Here is a 12,756-nt window from a genome sequence, read left to right as displayed (position 1 = left end):
TCGAAGGTGCGAGTGCGCGTTCGTTTCGGGTCACCAATTCGGGCGGTTGGCGAATGCCGTCCCGGAGCTGGTCAGCCGTCGGCTTTTGTAGGTGGTTCGTGTCCGCTGCACAGCGTGGAGAAGAACTCGTCGAGCGGAGTGCTCAGAGCGTGCGCGAGGGCATGCCAGGTCTTCAGAGTTCCGATCGTGCGGCCCTGCTCGATCTCGATGAGGGTCCGTCTGGCGAGGCCGCTACGGGCGGCGAGCTCGTCATAGCTCCACCCTCGGGCCGCCCGCAGGCGCGCGAGCTCCTGGCGGAGCGCCTCGAAGTCCGGATCGGGCGGAAAGATCGTCACCTGACCATCCGACGGGGCAGAGGCCTGCCCTGTCAGTGCAGACCTCTGCCCTATTTCCCCAGGTGACGGCGCGAGCGATGGGGCAGATGTCTGCACTACCGTGTGCTGCCGCTCTTCTCTGGGCGGACAACGGCGCGGGACAGGACTGGGAGGAGCGCGCGCCCCATGAGGCTCCGCACAACATGCCCGACAGCGCGGCGTGCCTGGACTGTGGAGCTGCGGCCCGGCTCCGGCGGTCCGCAGCTCGTATGTCAGCAGTGCGACCACCAAGGCGTACTGCTCGCTGCGGTATCCGCGCGCTCTGCGGCACTCGAACATCTGGCCGGGCACGCCCGGCGCGACGTTCTGCCCTCGTATCTGCGCACCTGCCAGTGCCACGAGCGGGGCTGCCGCTGGCACCCCCGTCATCGCGGCTGCGCCGGCCCTGTTCGACTTCTTCTCGCCCGTGAACGGGGAGGGCGGCTTTGGAGACTCGCCGATGCCTGCACGGCCTGTGCCTCGGTGACGGTGCAGGCCGCTGTGGTCCCGGAGACTCTCCTGCGTGTGACCGTGATGCCGGCGGACGGTGCCTCGCGGCGGCGTAAGCGACAGCGCAAAGGGCCGGGCGACCAGGTCCGGGTGCGGGAGATGCTCAGCTACTTGGCCGCAGCCCTGCCGAGCCACACCGGGGCTGCGGCACGACTGCTCGCCGTGCAGTGCGCCCTGCGCATGAACACTGACGGGCAGGTCCGATTGCCAACCGGGGTCCTGCGCAGTCTCCGCCTGGGCCGCGATCCGCTCCCCTGGCGTGAACTGGAGCAGGCGCGATGTCTCCGCAGAGCACCTGTTGCCTCTGCCGAGAGTGGGGTGGCCGCCCAGATCCTCGACAGCGGACTGTTTGCCCAACATCCAGCGCGCCCGGACCGCAGGAGGGCTGCTGACTGGGCGCTGCGCATGGCGAGAGGAGGCTGGCCGGGCTCAGGCGACCCGACTCTGCGGCTGGCTGCACTCTGCCTTGCGGCACACGCAGACTTTGCGATTGGTCACGGTTGCGTCGAAGCGGAACGGATTGCGCGTGAGTGCGGGCTCGCTCCCGAGGCTTTGTTCCCCGTGCTCGACCAGTTGGAGGCACTCCTCGCCTCCTGGAGTGTGGGCCTTGGCTCAGGAGATCTGTGCTGGGAGCTACTGCCAAGGCCAGCCTGAGGCTCGAACCGTTAGCGACGTCGTTCGTTCGTGGAACCACTGCTTGTCTGCGCGGTCTCCGCCTGGGCCGCGATCCCCAACTACTTTGCCCTGCTGGGGAGGTGGCGAAATTGTGTCTGTTTCCGGATGCTGCTCACCTCGCAATGAATCGCTGTTGTGTTCGAATCTAGTCGCTGATCGGGGCTGATGGGGTTAGAGTAATCGAACGAGCGTACGATGAAGATATCGGGCTTATGGCCGAAAAGGGGTGGAGTGATGGAGGTGCGGCATGACGGGCTTCGCCCATCTGCACGTCGCGTCCGGTTACTCCGCCCGCTACGGCGCCGCCCACCCCGAGCACCTCGCCCGGCGGGCGGCCGAGCGAGGCATGGCGGCGCTCGCGCTCACCGACCGGGACACGGTCACCGGTGCCGTCCGGTTTGCGCAAGCGTGTGCGAAAGACAGGGTCCGGCCGATCTTCGGTATCGACCTCGCGGTGGAGGCTCTCGCGCCCGCGCCGCCCGCCCGGCGCCGCCGCACTCCGGCGCGCGGCGGTGCGCACGTCGTCGAGCCGCCCCTGCGGTTCGTGCTGCTCGCGCAGAACCGGGCGGGATGGGCGCGGCTGTGCCGCATCACCTCGGCCGCCCATGTTGGCGCCGTGTCCGGTACGGCGCCGGTGGTGCCGTGGGATGCGCTGCGCGAGTACGGCGGTCCCGGTCTGACCGTGCTGCTCGGGCCGCTCTCGGAGCCGGTGCGGGCGCTGTCGGTGGGCCGGGAGGATGTCGCGATGAAGCTGCTGGCGCCCTGGAAGGAGATCTTCGGAAGTGGGGTCCGATTGGAAGTCGTCGCGCAGAAACGTTTCGGCATCGGCCCAGGATCCCTGCGCCTGGCCGCCCGCACCCTCGTGCTGGCCGACCGCACCCGCACCCCCGCCGTGCTCTCCAACGCCGTCCGCTACGCCGACCCCGACCAGCACCGCCTCGCCGACGTCCTGGATGCTGCACGGCTGCTGAGACCGATCGACCGGCGCCACTTGGACAGCGGACAGCGCTGGCTCAAGGACGAGAAAGGGATGGAGACCGTCGCGCGAATGATCGTGGAATGTGCTGGAGCAGACATCCGTCGGACCCGCCGTCTGATGGCGGACACCGCCGCTACGGCAGCCGAATGCACCGTCGATCCGGTGGCGGACCTCGGGCTCGGCGCCCGGCACTTCCCGGAACCGGCGCTCTTCGGCGCCAGGCCCCGAGCGGGCGGAGCCGCACAGTTGCTGCGCCGACAGTGCGAGGCGGGCATGGTCCGACGCGGCCTCGACCGTGACCGGGCGGCGCTCGACCGGCTGGACGAAGAGCTCAAGGTGATTTCCGCGCTGGACTACAACTCGTACTTCCTCGCCGTCGGCCAGGTCGTGGCCGACATCCGGGCCAAGGGCATCAGGGTCGCGGCCCGAGGCTCCGGCGCCGGCTCGATGGTTTGCCACGCGCTGGACATCGCCACCGCCAACCCGCTCGACCACCGTCTTTTGTTCGAACGCTTCCTGAGCGTGCGCCGGGCCTCGCTGCCCGACATCGACATCGACGTGGAGTCCGCCCGTCGGCTGGAGTGTTACGACACGATCTTCGAACGGTTCGGCAAGGAACGGGTGGCGGTCACCGCCATGCCCGAGACCTACCGGGCCCGTCGCGCCCTGCGCGACACCGGCCTAGCCCTCGGTATCGCGCCCGCGGACGTCGACCGGATCGCCAAGAGCTTCCCGCACCTGCCCGCCTCGGACATCACCGGTGCCCTCGCTGAACTGCCTGAGCTGCAGCAGCTGGCTGCCGAGGCGCACCGGTACGGTCCGCTGTGGGAGCTCGCCGAAGGCCTCGACTCCCTGGTTCACGGCATGGCCATGCACCCCTGCGGCGTGGTCATCAGCGATGCCTCCCTCCTGGACCGACTGCCGGTGCAGCCCACCCCCCAGGGTGACTACCCCATGGCCATGGCGGCGAAGGAGGAGATCGAGGCACTGGGCAATATCAAACTGGATGTCCTGGGCGTCCGGATGTTGTCCTCCATGGCTCATACGATCACCGAGATCGAACGGGTGACCGGCAATCGCATCGATCTGGACGACCCGAAACATGTGCCGCTCGACGACGTCTTCGCCTTCAAGCTTATTCAGGACAGTCGGACCCTGGGCCTGTTCCAACTGGAGTCGCCTGGCCAACAGGACCTGCTGTCCCGGCTGCAGCCACGCAACCCGCAGGACGTCATCGCTGACATCAGCCTCTTCCGCCCCGGCCCGGTCGCAGGTGGCATGCCCGAGCGCTACATCGCCGCCCGTCATGGCGGCACGCCTTCCTATGCCCATCCTGACCTGGAACCCGTGCTCGCCGACACCTACGGCGTGACCATCTGGCACGAACAGATCATCGAGACACTGTCGGTCATGACGGGCTGTGACTACGCGCTGGCGGAGATCGCCCGGCGGGCGCTCGGAGAGAAGGACCGGTTGCCGCAGATCAGGGACTGGTTCCACGGCCTGGCGCGCGCGCGCGGCTACAGCGCGGCCGTCCGGGACGAAGTCTGGAAGACCGTCGAGGCTTTCGGCGCCTATGGCTTCTGCCGGGCCCACGCGGTCGCCTTCGCGGTACCCGCTCTGCAAAGCGCCTGGCTCAAGGCGCACTACCCGGCATTCCTGCTGGCCGGCCTGCTCGAACACGACCCCGGTATGTGGCCCAAGCGCGTCCTGGTCTCCGATGCCCGCCGCGGCGGCGTACAGGTCCTGCCCGTCGACATCAACCACTCCCAGGTGAAGCACACCGTGGAGAAGACCGACGGAGACCAGTGGGGCGTACGGCTCGCGCTGTCCGCGGTGCGAGGCATCAGCGAGGAGGAGTGCGCCCGGATCGAGGAGGGGCAACCGTACGGATCGCTGTCGGACTTCTGGCAGCGGGCCCACCCCAGCCGCCCTGTCGCCGAACGCCTTGCCGAGGTCGGCGCCCTGGACTGTCTGCACGACAGCCGGCTCACCCGACGTGATCTGCTGCTCCAGATCGCAGAGTTGCATCGGCAGTCCCGCACCCGGTCCGCGCACGAGGGTCAACTGCCCATCGAAGCAGGCGCAGTTGGCGGCGCGGAGCCCAGCGGGCTGCCGGAGATGACCGGACGCGAGGCCCTGAGCGCTGAGTTGAGCACACTCGGCATCGACGTCTCCAAGCACCTGATGGAACACCACCACCGGCTGCTGCGTGAGATCGGCGCGACCGACGCGGCGCATCTGGCTGAGATGCGCGCGGGCCAGCAGGTTCTCGTGGCGGGTGTACGGGCCTCGACCCAGACCCCGCCGATCGCCAGCGGCAAGCGGATCATCTTCGTCACCCTGGAGGACGGCTCCGGCCTGGTCGACCTGGCGTTCTTCGAGGACTCCCACCCGGCCTGCGCGCACACCGTCTTCCACAGCGGACTGCTGCTGGTGCGCGGCACGGTCCAGGTGCGCGGCACCCGCCGTACCGTCGTCGGCGCCATGGCCTGGGACCTCGACGAGATCGCCGCCGCCCGCCGCGACCACGGTCCGGAGGCCGCTCTCGCCCTCCTCGGCGAGACCCGCCCGCACCCGACCCCCGCCCAGCCGCACCGCACCCTGATCAACGGCACTACCGGCGCGCGCCTGCACCCCTATGCTGACCTCCAGCCTGCCGGCACCCGCTCCGCCGACCTGAAGAAGTTCGGCCACCGCAGCCCGGGGAGCGCAGGATGACCACACGCCAGCGGCACATCGCCCACCTCCACCTGCACGCAGCACTGACCGAGGATCAGTACACCGATGTCATCGAACTGATGTCCGGCGTCACGCCCCATGTCCAGGCCGTCCCGCCCAATGCCGTCCAGCTCGATCTGACGTCGGCGCTCCGGTACTTCGAGCTGTCCCCCTATGACGTCGTCCAGTTGGCGAAGATCCGTCTGAAGGCGCTGTACGCCATCGACAGCAGCGCCGGGCTCGCAGGAAACCGCATGCTGGCGGCTATGGCGGCCGACGCGTCCGCGCCAGGAGACACCACCTGGGTCCCCGCCGGGCAGGCGGCCGACTGGCTGTATCCGCGGCCGGTCACCGCGCTGCCCGGGATCGGCCGCACCACATCGGAGGCGCTCAGCAAATACGGCCTGCACACCATCGGCCAGATCGTCGACCTGCCCGCCGGAACCCTGCAGCGGCTGCTCGGCGCGGGTCCCGCCCGTCTGCTGGCCGAGCGCGCCCGCGGGCATGACCCCCGCCCGGTCACCCCGTCGGAACCGGCGGCACATCTGGTCGCCGACCTGGCGTTGGATCGGGACTGTCTCGACCCGGCGCAGCATCACCGGGCAGTCCTGGGACTTGCCGACCAGATCGGCCAACGCCTGCGCGGTGAACGCCAGATCACCAGTCGGCTCACCCTCACCGTGCGGTACGCCGACGGCAGCTCGACTACGCGCACCCGCGCCTTGTCGGAGCCCACCGACCACTCATCCGCGCTCGTGACAGCTGCCTTGGGTCTGCTGAACGCACTCGGGCTGCAGCGGGCGCGAGTACGCGCCTTCGTGATCCGCGCCGACGCCCTGCTCCCGGCTGATAGCGCCTACCGCCAGCTCTCCCTGGATCCCGGTGACGATCGCGCCCGCGCGGCCGAAGCCGCCGCCGACCGAGCCCGCCGACGCTTTGGGCCCGAGGTCATTCGTCCAGCGACTCTGGCCAACTAAATGTTCCATGCTCCGCCAGCCGTTCGAAGTCGCTGTGCCTCAGACTGAACCCGGCGTGGTGGTCATGACCGGGCCAGCTTCGTGAGACGCGGGTCGAGGCCATACTGCTCGTGGGCGCCGAGGTTCTCGCGCAGGGTGGGGCCTTCGTAGTCGTCGTGGAACAGGCCGCGTTCCTGCAGGATCGGGACGACCTGGTCGACGAAGGCGTCGAAGCCGTCGTGGTAGCTGTCGACGGCGATCGAGAAGCCGTCGCAGGCACCTGCCTCGAACCACTGCTGCATGTGGTCGGCCACGTCGGCGGCGGTGCCGGCGACCACCGGGTGGTAGTCGATGACGCCATGGGCGAGCACGTCGCGCAGGGTCCAGCCTTCCCGGGCCACTTCGAGGGCGCGGACGGAGCGCGGGTCGTGCGGGCTGGGTATGGCATCGGCGAGCTGGTCCGCCGTCAGCGGCTCGTCGAGCTGGCCGGGGTCGAGCGGGAGGCCGATCATGGCGCCGAGGTAGCGGACGCGTTGGTTCAGGTCGACGACCTCGTCCAGGAAGCGGCGCCGCTGAAGGGCGGCCTGGCGGGAGGGGGCGATGGTCGGCATGAAGCCGGCGAGCATCTTCACCTCCTCCGGGTCGCGTCCGGCGCGCTTGGCGGCGTCCCGCAGGGCCTGGCGCTGGGCCCGGGCGTCCTCGATGGTGTACGGGTTGGCGTAGACGCCGCTGGCGTAACGGCCCGCGAGTTCCAGGCCGTAACTGCCGCCGCCTGCCTGGAAGATGACCGGCTGGCCCTGCTCGGACGGGGGGATGGGCAGCGGGCCGCGGGAGGCAACGTGCTTGCCCTGCAGGTTGACCGGCTGGATCTTGTCCATGTCGGCGAACCGCTTGCCGTCGACGTCGAGAAGCCAGGCGTCCTTCTCCCAGCTGCCCCACAGTCCCTGCACGATCTGGATGACCTCGTGGGCACGCTCGTACTTCTCCGCGCGCGGCGGGATCGTCGCGCCGAAGTTCGCCGCGGCGGCGGGGTCGGAGGTGGTCACCGCGTTCCAGCCGGCCCGGCCGTGGCTGATCACGTCCAGGGCCTTGAACTGGCGGGCGAGGTTGTAGGGCTCGGTGAACGTGGTGGAGGCGGTGGTGACCAGGCCGATCCGCTCGGTCTCGCGCGCGAGGACGGTCAGGATCAGCAGCGGGTCGATCATGTGGTGCGGGGCATGATGGTCGAGGTCGACGTCCAGGACCGGGGTGTCAGCGATGAACAGCAGCTGGACCTTGCCGCGCTCGGCGGCCTGCGCGTAACGCACGAACTGGTCCATGTCCGTATAGCTGTTCAGGTTCGCACCCGGCAGCCGCCAGGCCCCGGGTGCGGCCCCGTATCCGCCGCTGAACTGCATGCCCAGGATCATCTGTCGGCTTGTCATGGTTACTCCTCAGGCGAGGCGATGAGAAACGGAGAATGTCTCCGACGCGGGCGCCGGGCCCGGGCCCGGCGTCGGATGGTTCCTGCGGGCGGAGGAACTACGGCCTGTCGAGGACTCCCGGGGTGTCATGCAGGACCACGCTCCGCTGCAGCGGAACCCGCTCTGTGCGGAGCGTGTTCACCGGTGCCGCGGGGGCGGCCATGCCGAAGGAGATGCCGAACAGCAGCTTGAGGTCCGGGGGGACGCCCAGGAACTCGCGGACGGTGTCGGCGTAGACGCCGAGGATGGTCTGCGGGATGCCGGCCAGCCCCCGGGTCGCCAGCGAGAGCAGGAAGTTCTGCGCGTACATGCCGATGTCACCGGCCGTCCGTACCCCGTCGCCGAGGACCGGCATGAACAGGAAGGCGGCATGGGGAGCGCCGTAGAACTCCAGGTTCTCGCGGACCGCCACCCTCCTGCCGTCCCGGTCCGAGCGCTCGACGCCCCGGGCCCGGTAGACACTCGCGCCCAGGGCCCGCGACCGCTCGACGTAGATGCCCTCCTCGCCGTAGCCGTCGGTGAAATCCGGGGAGGTCCGCCCCTCCTCCTCGGCCCGGAGCAGCTCTTTGGCCAGGGCGTCCCGTGCCGCACCCGAGACGACGTGCACCGTCCATGGCTGGGTGTTGCTGTTCGAGGGGGCGGTCTGCGCGTCTTCCAGCACGCCGCGGATGTCCGCAGGGGACAGGGCGGTGGGCAGGAACCGCCGGGGGGAGCGTCGGGAGCGTGCGATGTCGGTGAAGGGTGATGCGGTGCCGGGCAAGGCGGTTCCTCTCCATGGCGCGCAGTCATCTGCCATGCTGCGCTGCGCGGAGGCCGCCGCGGCTGCGGACGCACCCTGCGGGTGCCGGCAGGCTTGCGGATGCTCGCGGGCAGCGGCGTGCCGAAGCCGCGGTCTGCAGCGCGGGGGACTGTGCGCTCTTCGTGTTCGTCTTGTGGGTTCGTGGCGTGCCGGCGCTGCCGCTCTCGTGCCGTTGCGTGCCCGAGGGCCGCGTCGGGTGCCTCAGCGGTGGGCGGCGCGGTTCATCTCGACGACGTCGTCGACGGTGGGATTGGCACCGAGGGCGGCGATGCGTTCCGGGAGGCTGTCGCGGATGGCTGCGTCCTTGGCGCGGTCGGCCGCGGCCAGGGCCGCGGGCAGCTCGTCGAGGGTCAGTTCGGTGCAGTAGGCGGGGCTGTTCGGTTGCTGGCGCCAGGAGTCGGCCAGTGTGCCGGCGTCGTAGGGGTCGAAGCCGGTGTCGTCCACCAGCTGCATGGCCACCTTCCGCGCCTCTTCGGAGTCGCCGGCGACGGGGATGGCGAGGCGGCCGGGTGTTCCGGCCGGGACGCCCTTGGTCCGCTGGGTTTCGGCCAGGGCGGCGTTCCACGCCTTGACCACGGGGCGGCCGAGCAGCTCGGCGGTGTACGCGCTCTCCACCTGGCCGTTGTCCACCGCCTTGATCGGCTCGCTGAGCATGCCGGGGTAGTAGTTCGCGGTGTCGATGACCACTGTCTCGTCGGGCACCGACGCGAACAGGTCCGCCAGCTGGCCCGCCACTCCGAAGGGGATCGACAGGACGATGACGTCCCTGCCCTGAACGGCGTCGGCGAGCTGCACCGCGCGGGCCCCGGACTCCAGCACCTCCGCCCGGACGGTCTCGGGGCCGCGGGCGTCGGCCACCTGGACGTCGTGACCGGCCGTGCTGAGCTTGGCAGCGAGGTTTCCTCCGATGGCGCCAGCGCCTATGACAGTAATTTTCATGATTTGTTCCTTAGGAGGTTGTGCCGCCCCTGAGGGCAGCACGATGTGATGGATGGGTGGTGGTGCCGCCTGGCCTTGCGGGGCGGAGCAGGGTGCCTGGCGGCTTTACGCCTGGGTGTCCTGCTGGCGGTAGCCGCTCGCGATGAGCGTGCGGAGCCGGTCGAGCGACTCCTCCTCGGTACCGGTGCCCTTGATCCAGGCAACGGAACAGGCCGCGAGGAACAGGTCGTTCCCCCGCACCGACGCGCGCACGCGCCCCGCGAGCTGCGCGGCTCGCACGTATTGATCGGTGGCGGTGATGAGGATGTGGCAGGGAATGGTGAGCGGGTTGTCCGGCTCCTGCGCCCGGGCGGCGGCCATGAGCGGGTCCGGCAGACCGCTGAAGGCGCTGAAGTACTCCTCCATCGCGCGCAGCCACTGCTCCAACGCCTCGGCCGGGTCACCGAGTTGCTCGATGTCCGCCTGGCGGGCCACCAACTCTTCGGAGCGGGTCTGCAGCACGGCCGCCAACAGTGCCTCCCGGGTGGGGAAGTGCCGGTACAGGGTGCCGGGCCCGACGCCTGCCTCCTTGGCCACCGCTTCGAGGGAGGTGCCGACCCCGTGCTGCAGGAAGTGACGCTGCGCGGTCTCCAGGAGGGCCGCGCGGTTGCGCTGGACGTCCGCGCGGGGCTTGCGTCCCCGCTGCTCAGCGACGCTCATGCGCCCTCCTGACTGCCGTGATCCTGCGGCCGCATCAAAACGGATGCTGCCTCCGTACTTAGTCGAGAGTAAAACGGAGGCAGCGTCCGGTCAAATGGGCGGCTCGAGCGCGAAGCACTGACATCGCAGGGGGCCGACATATTCGGCCGTAGAGCGCAGGCAGAAGCCGTGCGGGCTGCACCAGTCCAGGGTGCCCATGTCCGGCCCCTCCCGCGCCGAGCCCGGCCCGGTCCCCCCAGTCCAGGACTTCAGGGGGTGAGCTGTTGGTGTCCGATGACGGAGAGCAGTTCGAGTTTGCTGTGGCTCTCTGTGCCGGGGCGGGTGGTCAGCACCACCAGGGTCTGGGCGCGGTTCTCGGTGTACAGGAGCTGGGCGTCGACGTCGATGCGGCCGAGTTCGGGATGGAGGAGGGTCTTGCAGTCGCCGTAGCGGGCGACCTCCTGAAGTTCCCACATGCGGACGAACTCGGGGCTGTGTTCCTGGAGTTCGGCGAGGATCCGGGCGGCCCGGGGGGTGTCGCTGCCGGCGGTCAGCGCGGCCCGCAGGCGTGCCGCTTGGGCGCGGCCGTGGCTTTCGTGAGTCTCCTCGGGGTACACCAGACGCTCGGCCGGGTCCATGAACCAGCGGTAGTAGCCGCTACTGGCCAGACCGGTGTGGCGGGTCTGGTCGCCGAGCAGCGCGATGGCCATCGGGTTCATCGCAAGAGTGTCGGACAGGTCGGTCGTTACCAGGGCCGGGGAGTCGTCCAGGCGGTCCAGGACCCGCATCAGGGTCGGGCTGACATGCTCGGAGCGGTGAAAGCGGGCCGGGGCGTTGTGGCCGATGAGGGCGAAGAGGTGGTCGCATTCGTCCAGGGTCAGCCGCAGTGCCCGGGCGAGGGCGGTGGTGATCTGGACGGAGGGCTGCGGAGCACGCTGCTGTTCCAGCCGGGCGTAGTAGTCGGTGGACATGCCGGCGAGCTGCGCGACCTCCTCGCGTCGCAGCCCCTGCGTACGCCTGCGCGGACCCTCGACCAGCCCGACATCGCGGGGCCGTAGCGCCTCACGCCGATGACGCAGGAATTCCGCCAGTTCCTTCTTGTCCATGCCACCCATCCTCGCCCCATCCCGCCCGGCTATCCAGAGACCGCCGATCCATGGCTAAGCCACTCCTCTCCCAGCCGCGCGAAGCCGCTCACACGGCCGACACCGAGGGCGCTCGCAGCGAGACGACCCGATGATCATCAGCCCTGCGTGATCCGCTGGGAGATTCACCAGCTGTCGGCAGTGCGCCGGAGGCCGTCGGCATGGCAGACAGCTGGCCGCGACATTGCCCCGTCGAGGACACCCAACGCTTGACCGGCCCCGGGCCTCGTCGCCCGGCCCGGCTGGCACGACGAAGTTCGCCGTGTCAGCCGGGCGCTCGCGTGCCCCTCGGCGCTCGGACGGCGCCGGTCGCCTCCAGTGCGACGACCGGGGCGGAGCCGAAGGCGCTTCCGTACCGTTCCGCGGCCTCGGTGAGGAGCTCCCCGAGGCGGATCCTGCTCGCGTTGGTCCATGATGCGGCTCAACAGGACCCGCCCGCGTGCTGTTGTTCCGCGTCTGTCACAGGTCGGTCAGCTGCCGCTGATCATGGCGAGGACCTCGTCGTAGGAGCCGTTGGCCTGTGCGTCGCGGAGGAACCTGGCGCGCTCGACGACAATCTCCTTCGCGTCGGGCTTCTCGCGCAGCAGGTCGAGAGCCTCGGTGAGGAAATCGTCCAACGGCATGGATTGCTCGTTGTCCTGCTGGCCCATCAGGGTCGTGCGTACAGCCGGCGGGACCACCTCGATCACCTGGACGCCGGCGTCAGCGCCGGCGAGCTGGATGCGCAGGCTCTCGGAGAAGGAGTGCAGCGCGGCCTTGGTCGCGCTGTAGGTCGGTGTGAACGGGAGCGGTACGAACGCCAGCGCGGAGGTGACGTTCACGACGGCCGCGTCGTCCTTGCCCGAAAGCAGCGGCAGGAAGGCGTACGTCATCCGGATCGTGCCGAGCAGATTGGTCGCGATGTGATCCTCCGCGGCCTGGAGTCCGGCCGGGTCGAGGACGCTCTCCAGCAGCTGAATGCCGGCGTTGTTGACCAGGATGTTCAGCCCGGGGTGGCTCGCCGCCACGGTCTCACGGGCCCGGGCGATCGAGGAGGGGTCGGCGACATCGAGGACGAGGGCGTCGATGCCGGGGTGCTCGGCCGTGATCTCGTCGAGGAGTTCTTTGCGCCGGCCGGCGACGATCACCTTGTTGCCTGCCTCGTGCAGACGCAGGGCCAGACCGAGGCCGATGCCCGAGGTTCCGCCGGTGATCAGGATCGTGTTGCCGGTCATCTTCATGGGGGACTTGCTCCTTCGGTACGGCGGGCCGGTGAGCGCCCGCAGCCTCGACCGTAGGAGCGCCCGCGCAGCGGCGGGAGAGGACGGTTTATCCATGGGTCGGCGGTCTCTGTCTCGTGAAGCGAACGCCGGCCGTCGGGCTGGGTCCTGCAGAAGCCGGACGGCGGCCGCGGTCCCGGCCGAGGCGTCGTCCACGCCGTCGACTGCGAGGAAGCACCCACCGGGGCGCCGCTGCCGACCCCGGGCCAGGCACTGGACGCCGCGAAGCATCCCGGTACCCGGCTGTGCCCCCTGTGCAGCCCATGCTCGACGTCCCGT

The 12,756-nt window shown here is 69.7% G+C and carries 9 protein-coding genes and 1 pseudogene; 3 read left to right on the top strand and 7 right to left on the bottom strand.

What is annotated here, in order from left to right:
* Nucleotides 1-71: 71 nt before the first annotated feature.
* Nucleotides 72-335 (bottom strand): helix-turn-helix transcriptional regulator, encoded by a 264-nt coding sequence (locus ACIRB1_RS20395; RefSeq protein ID WP_403466446.1) that lies wholly within the window; start codon nt 333-335, stop codon nt 72-74.
* 1,450 nt (nt 336-1,785) lie between these two features.
* Between ACIRB1_RS20395 and ACIRB1_RS20390 the strand changes: the two genes are divergently transcribed.
* Nucleotides 1,786-5,238 carry a DNA polymerase III subunit alpha gene (locus tag ACIRB1_RS20390; protein WP_403466445.1) on the top strand — a complete coding sequence of 1,151 codons (3,453 nt, stop codon included), beginning with the start codon at nt 1,786-1,788 and terminating at the stop codon, nt 5,236-5,238.
* A complete protein-coding gene (locus tag ACIRB1_RS20385) occupies nt 5,235-6,215 on the top strand; it encodes a DNA polymerase thumb domain-containing protein (protein WP_403466444.1) in 981 nt (326 codons plus the stop codon). Before ACIRB1_RS20390 ends, ACIRB1_RS20385 begins: the two co-directional genes overlap by 4 nt.
* 62 nt (nt 6,216-6,277) lie before the next feature.
* Here ACIRB1_RS20385 and ACIRB1_RS20380 read toward each other — a convergent pair whose 3' ends face one another.
* The 6 genes from ACIRB1_RS20380 to ACIRB1_RS20355 form a co-directional block, all read right to left on the bottom strand.
* The gene (locus ACIRB1_RS20380) at nt 6,278-7,618 is read right to left on the bottom strand and encodes an NtaA/DmoA family FMN-dependent monooxygenase (RefSeq protein ID WP_403466443.1); all 1,341 of its coding nucleotides are present in this window, start codon (nt 7,616-7,618) and stop codon (nt 6,278-6,280) included.
* Between the two features lie 97 nt (nt 7,619-7,715).
* A complete protein-coding gene (locus ACIRB1_RS20375) occupies nt 7,716-8,417 on the bottom strand; it encodes a nitroreductase (protein WP_403466442.1) in 702 nt (233 codons plus the stop codon).
* Between the two features lie 240 nt (nt 8,418-8,657).
* Nucleotides 8,658-9,395: an NAD(P)-binding domain-containing protein gene (locus ACIRB1_RS20370; RefSeq protein WP_319097815.1), complete on the bottom strand. Its 738-nt coding sequence runs from the start codon at nt 9,393-9,395 to the stop codon at nt 8,658-8,660.
* A gap of 105 nt (nt 9,396-9,500) precedes the next feature.
* Nucleotides 9,501-10,094 (bottom strand): helix-turn-helix domain-containing protein, encoded by a 594-nt coding sequence (locus ACIRB1_RS20365; RefSeq protein WP_319097813.1) that lies wholly within the window; start codon nt 10,092-10,094, stop codon nt 9,501-9,503.
* A 248-nt stretch (nt 10,095-10,342) separates the two neighbouring features.
* A complete protein-coding gene (locus tag ACIRB1_RS20360; RefSeq protein WP_403466441.1) occupies nt 10,343-11,179 on the bottom strand; it encodes a helix-turn-helix transcriptional regulator in 837 nt (278 codons plus the stop codon).
* Nucleotides 11,180-11,688: 509 nt separating this feature from the next.
* Nucleotides 11,689-12,438 carry an SDR family oxidoreductase gene (locus ACIRB1_RS20355; RefSeq protein WP_286253758.1) on the bottom strand — a complete coding sequence of 250 codons (750 nt, stop codon included), beginning with the start codon at nt 12,436-12,438 and terminating at the stop codon, nt 11,689-11,691.
* 123 nt (nt 12,439-12,561) lie between these two features.
* On the opposite strand from ACIRB1_RS20355, the pseudogene ACIRB1_RS20350 reads away from it, so the two are divergent.
* Nucleotides 12,562-12,735: pseudogene (locus ACIRB1_RS20350) on the top strand (DUF6233 domain-containing protein); the annotation flags it as partial.
* Nucleotides 12,736-12,756: the final 21 nt, after the last annotated feature.

Source organism: Streptomyces sp. NPDC096013, assembly GCF_044763565.1.
Lineage (GTDB): Bacteria > Actinomycetota > Actinomycetes > Streptomycetales > Streptomycetaceae > Streptomyces.
This window is presented reverse-complemented; position numbering and strand designations above follow the sequence as displayed.